This is a genomic window from Pseudoflavonifractor intestinihominis (genome assembly GCF_040096055.1).
Taxonomy (GTDB): Bacteria; Bacillota; Clostridia; order Oscillospirales; family Oscillospiraceae; genus Pseudoflavonifractor; species Pseudoflavonifractor intestinihominis.
In genome coordinates this window covers 39503-53507 of sequence record NZ_JBBMFK010000007.1, presented here as the reverse complement: position 1 = coordinate 53507, position 14005 = coordinate 39503, and the positions used below count along the sequence as shown (strand labels likewise).

General features: G+C 63.0%; 8 protein-coding genes. 7 read left to right on the top strand and 1 reads right to left on the bottom strand.

Annotation, left to right across the window (positions count from 1 at the left end; genetic code table 11):
- Positions 1-331 precede the first annotated feature (331 nt).
- From WMO64_RS05800 to ptsP, 7 genes are all read left to right on the top strand, one after another.
- Complete coding sequence (locus tag WMO64_RS05800; RefSeq protein ID WP_349231331.1) at positions 332-1054, top strand: LytR/AlgR family response regulator transcription factor; 723 nt, start codon at positions 332-334, stop codon at positions 1052-1054.
- The gene (locus WMO64_RS05795) at positions 1051-2388 is read left to right on the top strand and encodes an ATP-binding protein (protein WP_349231330.1); all 1338 of its coding nucleotides are present in this window, start codon (positions 1051-1053) and stop codon (positions 2386-2388) included. Before WMO64_RS05800 ends, WMO64_RS05795 begins: the two co-directional genes overlap by 4 nt.
- A gap of 24 nt (positions 2389-2412) precedes the next feature.
- Positions 2413-5463 carry a glycoside hydrolase family 3 C-terminal domain-containing protein gene (locus tag WMO64_RS05790; RefSeq protein WP_349231329.1) on the top strand — a complete coding sequence of 1017 codons (3051 nt, stop codon included), beginning with the start codon at positions 2413-2415 and terminating at the stop codon, positions 5461-5463.
- A 309-nt stretch (positions 5464-5772) separates the two neighbouring features.
- Complete coding sequence (locus tag WMO64_RS05785; protein ID WP_349231328.1) at positions 5773-7905, top strand: PTS sugar transporter subunit IIABC; 2133 nt, start codon at positions 5773-5775, stop codon at positions 7903-7905.
- A gap of 37 nt (positions 7906-7942) precedes the next feature.
- Positions 7943-8800 (top strand): PRD domain-containing protein, encoded by an 858-nt coding sequence (locus tag WMO64_RS05780; RefSeq protein WP_349231327.1) that lies wholly within the window; start codon positions 7943-7945, stop codon positions 8798-8800.
- Positions 8801-8845: 45 nt separating this feature from the next.
- Positions 8846-9106, top strand: a complete 261-nt coding sequence (locus WMO64_RS05775; protein ID WP_294519442.1) for an HPr family phosphocarrier protein — start codon at positions 8846-8848, stop codon at positions 9104-9106.
- Positions 9107-9194: 88 nt separating this feature from the next.
- Positions 9195-10847 (top strand): phosphoenolpyruvate--protein phosphotransferase, encoded by a 1653-nt coding sequence (ptsP, locus tag WMO64_RS05770; protein ID WP_349231326.1) that lies wholly within the window; start codon positions 9195-9197, stop codon positions 10845-10847.
- A gap of 86 nt (positions 10848-10933) precedes the next feature.
- Here the strand turns inward: ptsP and WMO64_RS05765 are convergent, their stop codons facing one another.
- Complete coding sequence (locus tag WMO64_RS05765; RefSeq protein ID WP_349231325.1) at positions 10934-13894, bottom strand: glycoside hydrolase family 3 N-terminal domain-containing protein; 2961 nt, start codon at positions 13892-13894, stop codon at positions 10934-10936.
- Positions 13895-14005 lie beyond the last annotated feature (111 nt).

Genomic DNA, 14005 nt, shown 5'->3' with positions numbered 1-14005 from the left:
CGGGGCGGGGGCACCTCCCGGGATGTTATGCGCTTCCGCCGCCCGCCTCAGCTTCCGTGACTGCACTATAGCACGACCGACATCCGGAATTCCAGCAAATCACACAGACTGTCATTCCCACCACACAAACTGCACATTCCAAGGGGCGACATTTATTTATTTTTTATTTATAATAACATATGAGAACGGGCACGGTGTGCACAGCACAGGTTAGAAACCGTTCTGCGGCCTATCCCCCCAGATTTTGCCTTCATCCGCACAGATGCAGTCTGTGCTATAATACTGGCAAAGTACGGGGAACTGCCGCAGTCAATGAGGAGTGTGGAGAGACGTGGAGAGAAAGATGATGAGGAGCGTGGCCGTGGTGGAGGACAGCCCGGCGGAGGCGGAGGCCCTGCGCAGGCACTTCGCCCGCTACACCGAGGAGCGGGGCGTACCCTTCAAGGTGACCTATTTTACCAGCGGCGAGGAATTTCTGAGCAAATACCGCCCCATCTATGACCTGGTGCTCATGGACATCGGCCTGCCCAAAATGACCGGTATGGAGGCCGCCGCCCGGCTGCGGGAGCTGGACAAGTCGGTGACGCTGATCTTTGTCACCAACATGGCCCAGTTTGCCGTCAAGGGCTATGAGGTGGACGCCTTTGACTTTGTGGTCAAGCCGGTGAGCTACTCCAACTTCGCCCTCAAGCTCCAGCGGGCCCTCAACAAGCTCAACAGCCGGCGGGACACCGAGGTGGTCATCTCCCTCTCGGATCAGATCCTCCGCCTGTCCGCCTCCCGCATCAAGTACATCGAGATCTCCGGCCACAATATGGTCTACCACACCACCGACGGCCCCATCCACGCCTACGGCAACCTGAAAGACGCCGAGGCCACTCTCAACAGCCCCATGTTCGTGCGGTGCAACAACTGTTATCTGGTGAACCTGAACTATGTCCAGGCCATCCGGGGCTACACCGCCGTTGTGGACGGGGACGAGCTGCAGATCAGCCGTCCCCGGCGGAAGGCCTTTGTTCAGGCCCTCAACGACTATCTGGGCGGTGGAATATGATGTTTCAGCTGACCAATCTCTTTCTCTATAAGCTGGTCTTTACTGCGGCTCTCCTCATCGCCGAGGCGCTGTTTCTCTTCCGGCAGAAAAAGCGCTCAAAATTCCCCCTGCGCATGCTCCTCGGCATGGCCGCCATGTTCCTGCTGGTGGCCGTATTCCCCATTCTCAGCTATACCGCCCTGTACAGTTCCCTCATGTTCTCCCTGTTCTTTCTGCTGTCCATCCTGCTGTCCAAGTTCTGCTACGACATCAGCTGGCGCGCCTGCCTGTTCTGCACCGCGGCGGGGTACACCATCCAGCACCTGGCCTCGGTGTGCTACGACCTGGCCACCACCCTGGGCGGCTTTGAGCACGCCGCCCAGTTCTACAGCGACAGCACTGTGGACATCAGCCCCTTCTCCGCCCTCATCTTTGTAGAGGTCTACGCCCTGGTGTACTGGTGCCTGTACCAGATCTTCGGCCGGAGGCTGAAAAAGGACGAGGTCATCACCATCAAAAGCCCAGCCCTGCTGGCTCTGCTGGTGCTCATCCTGCTGGTGGAGATCATCCTCAACGCCTTTGTGGTCTACCGCAAGTATGAGAGCCTGGACCTGGTGTACTACCTTTCCGGCTCCCTGACCAACATCATCTGCAGTATCTCGGTGCTGGTCCTCCAGTTCAGCCTGCTGCTCAGCAAGTCTCTGGAGGATGAGCTGGAGGTAGTCAACCAGATGCGGCGCCAGGAGCAGAAGCAGTATCAGATCTCCAAGGACACCATTGACCTCATCAACATGAAGTGCCACGACATGAAGCACCAGATCCACAACATCAGCAAGCAGGCCGCCATCGACCCCGCCGCCCTGCGGGAGATGGAGGAGACTATCTCCATCTACGACTCCATCGTCAAGACGGGCAACCAGGCCCTGGACATCATCTTGGCTGAAAAGAGCCTGTACTGCCAGAAAAACGGTATTTTTATCAGCTATATGGCCGACGGGGCCAAACTGGGCTTCATGAGCGACCCGGACATCTACTCCCTCTTCGGCAACATACTGGACAACGCCATCCAGACCGTGATCCAGCTGGAGCAGGACAAGCGGGTCATCGGCGTCACCATCCGGGCCGAGGGGGAGCTGCTGTCCATCAACTCCCACAACTACTACAGCGGCGACGTCCACATGGAGCACGGCCTGCCCGTCACCAGCAAGACGGACAAGAATTATCACGGCTTCGGCGTGAAGAGCATGGTGATGATCGTGGAGAAATACGGCGGCAGCATCTCCTTTGACGCCCGGGACCAGATCTTCAACCTGAACATTCTTCTGCCGCTCTCCGGCGGCGGCCAGGCCGTCTGAGCCGGAGACCAGGGAGGTCCCGCCATGAAAAATCTGACAAGAGAAAAGATCAGCAGGCTGCGCCGTACCCTGCTGCCCATTATGGCCCTGCTGCTGGCCCTATCCTGCACCCTGACTGCCGGCATGTACGCCAACGCCTCCACTCTCAACAGCCTGTTCGGCAGAGGCGCACGGACGGTCAAGCCCCTGGAACAGGCGGAGGCGCTGGACGCGGACTACTACACCCAGGCGTACAGCTCCAAGTCCGAGTCCCTGGCCGCCGCCCAGGAGTTGTCCGCAGAGATCAGCGACGAGGGGATCGTGCTGCTGAAAAACGACGGCCTTCTCCCGCTGTCGGACAGCGCCGCCCTCTCTCCCTTTGGGCTGCGGTACTGCCGGCCCTTTTACGGCGGCAGCGGCTCCTCCGCCATCGGCGACGACGGGGCCCACACAATCAGCCCCGCCCAGGGGCTGCGCACCATCTTTTCCTCCCTCAACACTGCCCTGGAGGAGCGGCTCTTTCAGGCCGCCGGGGCCTCCGAGGAGATCGAGGAGAATCCCAGCCTGACCGCCGCCACGCCGCTCCAGGCCCCCGGAAAATGGACCATTCTCTACGAGTTCTCCCCCGACGTCTACACGGATCTGGCGGACACCTGCGCCGGCACGGTGGGCGTGGTGTTTCTGGGCCGCCAGACCGGCGAGGACTGTGACGCCTCCGTCTCGGTCTACGATGACGGCACGCCCCATATGCTGGCCGTCACCACTGCCGAGCAGGCCCTCATCTCCTTTGCCAAGGCCAACTGCGATGGGGTCGTGGTGGTGCTGGCCTCCTCCTCGCCCATGGAGGTATCGGAACTGGAAAACGACCCCGGCGTTGACGCCATCGTCTGGCTGGGCGGCGCGGGCAGCACGGGCTATGGCTCCCTGGCCCGGGTCCTCTCCGGCCAGGTGAATCCCTCCGGGCGGCTGCCCGACCTGTGGGCCGCTGATTTCAAGCGGTCTCCCACTTTCGCCAACCAGGACGACGGCTCCGACGCCTTTGTCTACACCAACGCCGACACCACTCTGGTCAACCGGGACAGCTGGGAGGAGCATGCAGGCGCCCCCTTCCGGGAGTATGAGGAGGGCATCTATCTGGGCTACCGGTACTATGAGACTGCCTGGGATACCGGTTTTCTGGGGGACTATTATGACCCTGTCTCCGGCGTGCTCTACCCCTTTGGCTACGGCCTGAGCTACACCTCCTTTTCCCAGGAGATCATGAACTTCTCCGACCGTGGCGAGGATATCTCCCTCACCGTCCGGGTGACCAACACGGGCACAAACTATGCCGGGAAAGAGGTGGTCCAGGTCTATTTCACCCCGCCCTACACCGATTTGGACCGGGAATACGCCGTTGAGAAGTCCACCGCTGCGCTGGTCCAGTTCGCCAAGACAGATCTGCTGGCCCCGGGGGAGTATCAGGATGTCTCCCTCTCTTTCTCCAAGGAGGACATAGCCTCCTACTGTTATACCCGGGACAACGGCGACGGCTCCACCGGCTGCTACATGCTGGAGGCGGGGACGTACGTCATCTCCATCCGGGCCAACTCCCACGACGTGCTGGACAGCCGGACCACCGCAGTGCCAGGCACCATCTGGTATGACAATAGCAACCCCCGCCAGTCCGAGCTGGACGCCCAGGCAGAGCTGAACGACAGCGGGGACCCCCTGTCTCTCCCCAGCAGCGGCGGACAGGCCGCGGTCAACCAGTTTGAGCAGCTCAACGCCTACATGTCCGATCCGGCTGTCAGCGGCGCGGTATGCCTCTCCCGGGCCGACTGGGCCGGGACCCAGCCCACCGCGCCCACGGACGCCGACCGCGCCGCCTCCGATACGGTCAGAGCCTGGATCACCGCCGCAGACACCACCAAGCCGGACTCTGCCGGCAGCGGGGAACACGAGACGGGTTCCGCTCCCATCTCAGGGGCGGAAAACGGCCTGGTGCTGGCCGACCTGCGGGGCAAGCGGTACTGGGACCCTATGTGGACGCTGCTGCTGGACCAGCTCACCTATGACGACCCGGAGGCGCTGCGGCTGTGCCTCTTCCAGGCCGCCTACGGCACCGGCGCTCTCCCCGCTATCGGCAAGCCGGAGTCGGTGGAACACGACGGCCCTCAGGGGCTCACCCTGGCCGACGTCAACGGCCAGAACTGGATCAAGGGCGTGTGCGGCTACCCCGCCGCGCCGGTGATGGCCGCCGCCTGGAATCCGGAGCTGATGTATGATTTCGGCTATATGGTGGGCCAGGAGGCCCTGCTCTCCGGCATCAACGGCTGGTATGCCCCCGGGCTGAATATCCGCCGCACCCCCTTTGGCGGCCGCTCCTCCGAGTATTTCAGCGAAGATCCTCTGCTCTCCGGCATGCTGGGGGCGCGGGTCATCTCGGGCGCAGGGGACGCGGGTCTGAGCTGCGCGGCGAAGCATTTTGTCCTCATGGACACGGAGGCCCACAAGAATCCCCATACCTGCGTCTGGCTCACCGAACAGGCCCTGCGGGAGATCTATCTGCGGCCCTATGAGATCGCCCTCAAGACATCCCGCAAGACCATCCGCTACATTGGCGAGAAGGACGGCGTCACCCGCACCCGCACCATGCGGGCCGGCGACTTTCTCATGGCGGGGGACTGCGCCGTGGGCGCCCTGTGGTCGGCCGCCAACCCCGCCCTGCTCACCGGCGTGGTCCGGGGGGAGTGGGGCTTTCAGGGTACCATTCTCTCCGATATGCACCTGAGCGGCAGCGACAGCCAGGTGGACCGGCTCCTCCGGGCCGGGTGCGACCTGCTCATGTCCACTTCCTCCGGCACGGCACTCAATCTGTCCGACAGCCAGTCTCCCGACAGCCAGCTGCTGCTGCGCAGAGCGGTGAGAGACCTGTGCTACACCCTGGTCAACTCCAATCTCATGCAGGGCGCCGCGCCCGGGTCCCTCATTCAGTCTGCTCCCGCCCCCTGGGAGCTGTGTCTGATGGCGTTCGACTGCGCCGTCGCCCTCGCCCTGCTGGCCATGGGCGGCCTGCTCATCTGGACGGTCTGGTATGCCCACAAACGGCTTTAACTGGCAGTCCTTCCCATTCTGGACGGACTGCCAGTATTTCATTTCCGGTTCATTCCGCGTTTTAGACAAGTTGAGCCCATCGTTTTTGTGTATAAAGTTGAAAACCTCCCGGAGAGATTGACATTTTTCATACTTTATGCTACTCTTTGGCCGAGTTAAGTTCCATATAGGTGTGTTACTGGCAACAGGCACTAACCTTCTGCTATTGCATACATGTTAACGTGATATGTAATAGTTGTCGGTTAGTGCTTTTTTCGCGTAGAGCGGCCGGCAGGAACAAATCGCACTATGTGATCAGGAGGTAGCACAATGAGGGAAAAATTCTTCGGCGTACTGCAGCGGGTGGGCAGGTCCTTTATGCTCCCCATCGCCATCCTGCCGGTGGCAGGACTGCTGCTGGGCCTGGGCAGCTCGTTCACCAACGAGACCACCCTGGCCACCTACAATCTGCTGGGGGTCATGGGCCCCGGCACCGTCCCCTACTTCATCTTCTCGGTTCTGAGCAAGTGCGGCGGCGTTATCTTTGATAACCTGCCCCTCATCTTCGCCATCGGCGTGGCCATCGGCATGGCACGGCAGGAAAAGGAAGTGGCCGCCCTGGCCGCCGCAGTCTCCTTCCTGGTGATGCACTCGGCCATCTCCGCCATGATCACCCTGACCGGCGGCACAGAAAACCTGCTGGAGGGCTCCACCGCCTCGGTGCTGGGCATCACCTCCCTCCAGATGGGCGCCTTCGGCGGCATCATCGTGGGCCTGGGCGTGGCCGCCCTCCACAACCGGTTCTACAAGATCCAGATGCCCCAGGTGCTCTCCTTCTTCGGCGGCACCCGGTTCGTGCCCATCATCAGCACCTTGGTCTTTGCCCTGGTGGGCATCCTCATGTTCTTTGTCTGGCAGCCCATTCAGGAGGGCATCAACGCCCTGGGCATGGTGGTGTACAGCTCCGGCTACTTCGGCACCTTCCTGTTCGGCATGATCAAGCGGCTGCTCATCCCCTTCGGCCTGCACCACGTGTTCTACCTGCCCTTCTGGCAGACCGCCGTGGGCGGCACCATGGAGGTGGCGGGCACCGTGGTATCCGGCGCTCAGAACATCTTCTTCGCCCAGCTGGCCGACCCCACTGTCACCCACTTCTCCACCGCGGGCACCTGGTGCTTCACCGGTGAGTTCGTGCTCTACATCTTCGGCTTCCCCGGAGCGGCCCTGGCCATGTACCGCTGCGCCAAGCCGGAACGGAAAAAGCAGGTGGGCGGCCTGCTCCTCTCCGCCGCCCTCACCTCCATCCTCACCGGCATCACCGAGCCCCTGGAGTTCTCCTTCCTCTTTGTGGCCCCCGTACTGTTCGTCATCAGCTCGGTCTTTGCAGGTCTTGCCTACATGCTGTGCCACATCCTCAACATCACCGTGGGCCTCACCTTCTCCGGCGGCTTCATCGACCTGGCCCTGTTCGGTATCCTGCAGGGCAACGAAAAGACCAGCTGGCTGCTGATCATCCCCCTGGGCATCGTCTTCTTCCTGGTGTACTACTTCCTGTTCTCCTTCCTCATCAAGAAGTTCAACTTCAAGACCCCCGGCCGTGAGGAGGGCGATCAGGAGACCAAGCTGTACACCAAGGCTGACTACAACGCCCGGAAGGCCGGCGAGGCCGGCGGCGACCAGGTGTCCGCCGCCATCGCCCAGGGCCTGGGCGGCGCGGCCAACATCAAGGACGTGGACTGCTGTGCCACCCGCCTGCGCTGCACCGTCGTGGACGGCGGCAAGGTGGATCAGGCCATCCTCAAGTCCACCGGCGCGGCCGGCGTGGTCCAGAAGGGCCAGGGCGTCCAGGTGGTGTACGGTCCCCAGGTGAATATCATCAAGGCCAACCTGGAAGACTACCTGCGCAGCGGCGCGGCCCAGCAGGCCGCCCCCGCCGTAGAGGCCGCCCCCGCTGAGTCCTCCGCCCCGGCGGCGCCCGCAGCCCACGGCGCCCTGGTCAAGACCATTGTCATCGGCAGCCCCTTCCACGGGGAGTCCGCCCCCATCACCGCCTCCCCCGACCCGGCCTTTGCCGAGAAGATGATGGGCGACGGCGCCACCGTCATCCCCTGCGAGGGCGTGGTCACCGCCCCCTGCGACGCCACCATCAGCTTTGTCTTTGACACCAACCACGCCATCGGCCTGGAGCTGGAGGACGGCGTGGAGATGCTCATCCACGTGGGCATCAATACCGTGGCCCTCAAGGGTCAGGGCTTCCACGCCCTGGTCAAGGAGGGCGACCAGGTGAAGAAGGGTGACCGCCTGCTGGAGTTCGACCTGGACTTCATCCGGGAGAACGCCACCTCCGTGTCCTCCCCGGTGCTCTTCACCTCCATGGAGGACAACCAGGAGCTGCGGCTGCTGAAGGCCGGCCACGTGGAGCACGGCGAGGATCTGCTGGCCCTGGATATCTACGAGTCCTGATAAAACAAGCGCGTTATCTGTGTAGGAGCGTGAGCGTGTGTACCGCATTACAAAAGTTCTCAACCACAACACCGTCCTGGCCCTGAACCAGGAGGACAACCAGGAGAATCTGGTCATGGGCAAGGGGGTGGGCTTTGGCCGCAAGCCGGGAGAGCGGGTGGATTTTGCCCCCGACGCCACGGTGTACCAGCTCTCCCAGAAGTGCGACCGGGGCAACCCCAGGGACTTGGTCAAGCGCATCGATCCGCTCTACCTCAATATCGCAAACACCATCATTCTGGACGCCAAGAACACCTTCGGCCAGGTGGATACCAGCATCCTCATCCCCATGGCCGACCACATCGCCTTTGCCGCCCAGCGTATCCGGAAAAACGCCCCCATCGGCAACCCCCTGACACCGGACATCAAGGCCCTCTTCCCCGACGAGTTTCAGGTGGCCCGCCGGGGCGGAGACGTGATCTGGGAGCAGACCGGCCTCCGGTTCAGCGACGACGAGCTGGGCTACATCGCCCTGCATATCCACTCCTCCCTGGAGTCCATGCAGGTCTCCCAGGCCATGCAGACCGCGGGCATCATCCGGGCGTGCGTGGACCTGGTCCAGCAGGCCACCGGCGTGAATCTGGACGTCAACTCCCTGTCCTACAACCGGCTGATGAGCCACATCAAATACATGGCCGCCCGGCTCCTGAAGGGCGAGCGGCTGAGCATGGACGTCAACCACATCATGCGGGTGTCCTGCCCCCGGGCCTTTGACATCTCCGAGCAGATCTGCCGCCAGCTGGAGCGCACCCTGGGCCGTCAGGTGGACGAGGCGGAGATCGGCTACCTGGCCATGCATGTGCAGCGCGTGTTCGACACAGAGGGGCGGACCAACTCCGCCGCTCTGAAGCAATAGATGTAATCCCATATGAAATAAAACATAAAAAGGAGTCTTGCTGTTATGAAGAGCTTTACCTATGTCATTCAGGATCCCCTGGGTATCCACGCCCGTCCCGCCGGCCTGCTGGTCAAGGCCGCCAAGGAGTTTGCCGACACCACCATCACCCTGACCAAGGGGGACAAGACCGTGAAGGGCACCCAGCTGATGAAGCTGATGGGCCTGGGCGTCAAGACCGGCGACTCCATCACCGTGGAGGCCGAGGGCCCCTCCGAGGACGCCGCCATTGCCGCTATGGAGCAGTTCTTCAAGACCAATCTGTAAATTGTAAATAGACAGGTTCAGCGTCCCGCCCGCTGTCCCTCCGGGGCGGCGGGCGGTTTTGCTTTCATTTCGGAAAGGAGCACAGCATATGAAGATCTTACAGGGCCAGGGCGTGTCCAAGGGCATCGAACAGGGTACGCTCTGCTTTTATCACCGGGCCAGCGCCGTGGTGGAGCAGCAGCTCGCCCAGGACCCCGCCGCGGAGCGGGCGCGGCTGGAGGCCGCCAGAGCCCAGGCCATGGAGCAGCTGGAGGAGATGGCGGAAAAGGCCCGTGCCCAGGCCGGCGACGACGCCGCCACCCTCTTTGAGACCCACGCCATGTTTTTGGAGGACGAGGACTTCACCGGCGCCATGGACGAGCAGCTGGAGGAGGGGTACACCGCCGAGTACGCCGCTCAGCAGGCCGGGGAGCAGTTTGCCGCCATGCTGGCCGCTATGGACGACCCCTACATGCAGGCCCGGGCCGCCGACGTGCGGGACGTGACCGGCCGGCTGGTGAACATCCTCACCGGTGTGGCCCAGGGTGGCATCGACTCGGAGGTGCCGGTGATCCTGGCCGCCGACGACCTGGCCCCCTCCGAGACCATCCAGCTGGACAAGAGCAAGATCCTGGCCATTGCCACCCGGGGCGGCTCGGGCAACAGCCACACCGCCATTCTGGCCCGCACCATGGGCATCCCCGCCGTGTGCGGCCTGGGCGAGGCTTTGAGCGAGGACCTGGACGGCAAAGAGGCCTACATCGTGGGCGAGACCGGGCAGGTGATTTTGGACCCGGACGGAGAGACCCTGGCCGGCCTGGAGGCCCGGCAGCAGAAGCAGGCCGAGCTGCGGGAGCTGATGCGCAGCATGGTGGGCCAGAAGGACGTGACTCTGGACGGCCGGGAGATGATGGTCTACTGCAACATCGGCTCTCCCGAGGACGTGCCCGCTGTACTCGCCAACGACGGCCAGGGCGTGGGCCTGTTCCGCTCCGAGTTCCTCTACCTGGCCGCCGACGACTACCCCACCGAGGAGGAGCAGTTCCGTGCCTACAAGCAGGTGGCCGCCGCCATGAAGGGCAAGCGGGTGGTCATCCGCACCCTGGACATCGGCGCGGACAAGCAGGTGGACTACTTCCACCTCAACAAGGAGGAGAACCCGGCCATGGGCCTGCGGGCCATCCGCATCTGCCTCAACCGGCCTGAGGTGTTCCGCACCCAGCTGCGCGCCCTCTACCGGGCCAGTGCCTACGGCAAGGTGGCCATCATGTTCCCCATGATTACCAGCGTGTGGGAGGTCAAGGAGTGCCGCGCCATCTGCCAGAAGGTGATGGACGAGCTGAAGGCGGAGGGTATCCCCTTCAACCCGGACACGGAGATCGGCATCATGATCGAGACCCCGGCGGCGGTGTTCATGGCCGAGGAGCTGGCCGGGCTGGTGGACTTCTTCTCCGTGGGCACCAACGACCTGACCCAGTACACCCTGGCCTGCGACCGCCAGTGCAACGACCTGGGCCGGTTCTTTGACCCCCACCACCCCGCTGTGCTGCGGGCCCTGAAGGCCACGGCCGACGCCGCCCACAAGGCGGGCATCTGGGTGGGCATCTGCGGCGAGCTGGGCGCTGACCTGGAGCTGCTGCCCACCTTCCTGGCCATGGGCATTGACGAGCTGAGCGTGAGCCCCTCCGCCGTGCTCCCCCTCCGGGCCGCCATCCGGAAGAGCACCGCCAAGGACTGCGACTTGGACCTGCTCAAGGGCTGATTGCTCTGAATCCATCAAAAATCCCCGCCGGCGCGCTGCGCCGGCGGGGATTTTTTGATTTCAAATTGTATTGTCTTGCGGTGGCATTACTGTTTGTACTTGTCCGGGTTCTTCTTCTGGTCCTTGCCGCGGACCACAATCCAGACCACTCCGGCCACGATCAGCACGCCCACCACCACGTCCAGGGCCACCATCCAGGTCATCCACAGGGGCATGATGTCCACAATAGTGGAGTTGGCGGACAGGCCGTTCATGGCGGCGCTGTGGCTGACGGTGTAGCAGATGTCATGGGCGGCGTTGCGCAGGTAGGTCATGATCTGGGGGTCGTTCTGGTAGCCGTCAATGTTGTACAGGTCCTCGCTGGTGTTCATCCACATGTCGGTACCGGCCTGGAGGCCCGCCTTGATGTCCATGTAGTCGGGCAGGCCGGCCATGTCGGTGATGACCAGGCCGTTGAAGCCCCACTCGTCCCGCAGCAGGTCGGTGAGCAGCTCATGGCTGGCGCCGCACCATTTGACGCCCACACGGTTGAAGGCGTTCATCATGGCGTAGGTGTGGCCCTCCTTCACCGCGGCCTCGAAGGGCACCAGGTAGAGCTCACGGGCGGCCTGCTCGTTGAAGAAGGTGGCGATGCCGTCCTTGGAGCCCTTGATGCCGTTGGTCTCGTCGATGACGCCCTCGGTGTCGTTGAAGGCGAAGTGCTTGACGTAGCAGAACAGGCCCTTGCTCTGGGCGCCCAGCACGGTGTTGGCGCCCATCTGGCCGCTGATAAAGCCGTCCTCGGAGTAGTACTCGAAGTTACGACCGCTGTAGGGGTTGCGGTGGATGTTCATGGCGGGGGCGTACCAGCCCTGGATGTTGGCGTACATGGCGTCGTTGCCCACGGACACGCCCATTTCATAGGCAAGCTCCGTGTTCCAGGTGGAGGCGATGACCACCTCAGTGGGGTAGGCCATGCCCTGGGTGCCGCCCACCAGGGTGGCGGAGATGCCGGCAGGGCCGTCCTTCTCCACGGTGGCGGGCTTGAGGATGTAGTCCAGGCTGGGGGTGCCGTAGCCGCCCATGCGCACCATGTAGATCAAGTCGGCGGGGCTGATGGTGTCCAGCAGCTCGTCCCAGGCGGGGTCGTCATAGTCCACGTCGATGAAGTCGGCCAGGGTCAGCTGCACCTCGGGGGTGACGCCGGAGGCGGGCATGGTGTAGGAATCCTGGTCCTCGGTGTACTGGGGCTGGAGGGCGTCGATGATCTCCTGGGGCAGGTCGATGTAGTGCTCGCCGGTGGTCTCGTCGGTGCTGTCGCAGAAGGCCACGGGGAAGGTGTCCACCCAGTTGCTGCGGCTCAGGTAGACAAAGTCGGAGTACTCATCATAGCTGGAGATGTCGGCATAGCCGAACAGGTTGGTGACGGCGGTGCCGGTGGCGCTGTCCACCGCGTAGGTAGTGGTGTCCAGGCTGGCGTTGGTCCACTTGGCGGTCATGGACACGTCGCCGTCGGCGGTCATGCCGTCGGCAGTGGTGTAGCCCTTGGCGGCCAGGATATTGTTCAGGGCGTCGTGGGCGTCGGTGCCAACGGTGAAGTAGTAGTCGCCGGCGTCCAGGATGAAGGTCTTGGCGGTGCGGTAGTCGTAGGACTTGAGCTGCTCCTTGGGCACGTCGATCTGGACGGTCTGGCTCTCGCCGGGGGCCAGGGCGTCGGTCTTGGCAAAGCCGCACAGCTCCACGGAGGCCTTCTCCACGCCGTTGTCCATGTCGTACTGGGTGTAGGGAGACTGGAAGTAGACCTGGACCACGTCCTTGCCGGTGTAGGTGTCGCCGGTGTTGGTGACGGTCACGGACACGGTGAAGCTGTCGTCATTCTCCTCCATGGAGAAGTCGCTGTAGGCAAACTGAGTGTAGCTCAGACCGTAGCCGAAGGGGTAGAGGACGGTGGAGGCGTAGTCGTAATCGCCGGCGTTGCCGGTGCCCATGACCGCGTCCTCGTACCGGGTCTCATAGTACCGGTAGCCCACATAGATGCCCTCGGCGTACACGATGTACTGGTCGGACTCGTTGGAGAAGCCGTTGTTGATCCAGAAGTTGGCGCCCGCGTTCTGGGCGGCGGGAGAGCTGGAGGCGTCGTAGGCGTAGGTGTCCACCAGGCGGCCGGAGGGCACCACGTCGCCCACCAGGGCGTCGGCCACGGCGTAGAGGCCGGTCTGGCCCACGCCGCCGATCCACAGGGCGGCCTTGATGTTGTCATAGTCGGCCAGCCAACCCAGCTCCATGGCGTTGTTGGCGTTGATGAGCACCACCACGTTGTCGAACTGCTCGTTGACAGCGGCGAGCATATCAGCCTCTTCGGTGCTCAGCTCCAGGTAGTTGCCGGAGTTGCCCTCCACGCCCTCGGTCTCGGCGAAGTTGACGGCGGTCAGGTCGGAGCCCTCGCCGCCGGAGCGGGAGATGACCACAATGGCCGCGTCGCCGTAGTCGGCGAAGGAGCTGCCGGCGGCGGACTCCACATCAGCCCAGGGCACCTCGTTGATGGAGAACTGGCCGCCGCGCCAGTTGGGGGCGCTGCGGGTGTACCCGTCGGCGCTCTTCTGCTGGTAGAAGTCCCACAGGGTGGGGTTGACGGTGAGGCTGGCGGACTCCAGAGCGGTCTTCAGGTCGGCCACGGTGGTGGTATCCACGCTGCCGGAGCCGGTGCCGCCGTAGACCATGTTCACAGAGGAGACGGAGAACACGCTCACCTTGCTGTCCTTGGCCAGGGGCAGGCCGCCGTTGTTCTCCAGGAGGACCATACCCTCGGCCTCCAGGGTCTCGGCCACCTGGCCGCTGTGCTCGGTCAGCTCTTCCTCAGTGTCAAAGTCGCAGGGATAGTAGGTGCTGTCCTCGGTGGACTCGCCGGTCTCCACGATCTTGTAGGTGCTGTGGTTGAAGAAGGTGGAGATAAGGCCCCGGTAGTTGAGGGCCAGCAGGTTGCAGATCATCAGTGTCACAAGCACGATGGCCATGATGGGAATCAGGATGGCCATAAAACGGCGGTTGGACATCCGCTTCTTTTTCATTTCATTTCATCCCCCTTTGATATGTTTCCGCGGATGGCGCCCTCCGCGAACCTTGCACACAGTATACAAAGGGGCTCGGGCACGGTGCAACCGTTTTGACATAACTGCCCG